The following is a 1,083-nucleotide window of genomic DNA, read 5'->3' as shown; positions in this document are numbered from 1 at the left end:
CGGCTGCGTGCCGTCTCTCTCGGACGCGGTCGCATGCTCCCTTATTTCGCCCGAGAGAGCCGTCCCTCCGCCGACTCCACTCAATTGGTTTTCACTCGCCGGAGAGGCAAAGAAAAACGATCAGGAAGACGACAAAAGCCCCGTAGTTGGTCTAGAACCACGGGACTCGTCGCCTCAATGATCGCACACCGATCAAGGAGAAACCATCGTGACTATCACCACCGGAACCGGGACCGTTCAGCACATCGACCCGACCACCCTCGTGATCGAGGCGAACGTCCGCACCAGCGCCCCGCTGACGAAGGACTTCATCGCGTCGATCCGCGAGAACGGGGTCATCACCCCTGTTCTCGCCCGCCGCGACTAGCACGGCAACGTCATCGTCCGCGCCGGACAGCGCCGTACCCTCGCCGCCCGCGAGGCCGGAGTGCCCACCATCCCCGTCTACGTCGTGGAGGGCGATGAGACGACCGCGGACCGGATCGTTCAGCAGATCATCGAGAACGACCAGCGCGCCGAGCTGAGCGTCGCGGACCGCACCGCCGCGTGGGCGCAGCTCGCGTTCGAGGGCGTGTCCGCTGCAGCGATCGCCAAGCGCACCGGCACCAAGACCGACGCGGTGAAGAAGGGGCTTGCGGTCGCGGAGTCCGCGACCGTCACGTCCGTTCTGCACGAGCACGAGCTGACCCTGGACCAGGCGGCGGTGCTGTTGGAGTTCGAGGACGACGCCGACGCCCGCGCGACCCTGATCGAGGTCGCCACTCACGACCCTGCCCAGTTCGAGCACACCGCGCAGACCCTCCGCGACGAGGCCGCGCACCAGGCGCTCCTCGTAGCGACCGCCGCCGAGTACACCGGCAACGGCTTCCAGATCCTCACCCGCTCCGACGCCTACGGCGACGCAGCGACGTGGACGCCCATCCGGCAGCTGCGCGGCGAGGACGGCAAGGACGTCACCCCCGAGCAGGTCGCCGCCGCTCCCGGCCGCGGAGTGCTCATCGACACCAGCTGGCGCGGCGAGGTCGAGGTCACGCTCCTGGTTCAGGACCCCACCGCCGCCGGATTCACCTACGCCTACGGAGC

The 1,083-nt window shown here is 68.0% G+C and carries 2 protein-coding genes; both read left to right on the top strand.

Features of this window, described 5'->3' with window-relative positions:
* Positions 1–208: 208 nt before the first annotated feature.
* Positions 209–367 carry a hypothetical protein gene (locus C5C71_RS17730; protein ID WP_181065759.1) on the top strand — a complete coding sequence of 53 codons (159 nt, stop codon included), beginning with the start codon at positions 209–211 and terminating at the stop codon, positions 365–367.
* Between the two features lie 60 nt (positions 368–427).
* Positions 428–1,083: ParB/RepB/Spo0J family partition protein (locus C5C71_RS17115; protein WP_374954300.1), on the top strand; the 656-nt coding region annotated here is incomplete at its 3' end.

Origin of the sequence: Rathayibacter sp. AY1C1, from assembly GCF_002932105.1 — a bacterium.
Lineage (GTDB): Bacteria > Actinomycetota > Actinomycetes > Actinomycetales > Microbacteriaceae > Rathayibacter.
This window is presented reverse-complemented; position numbering and strand designations above follow the sequence as displayed.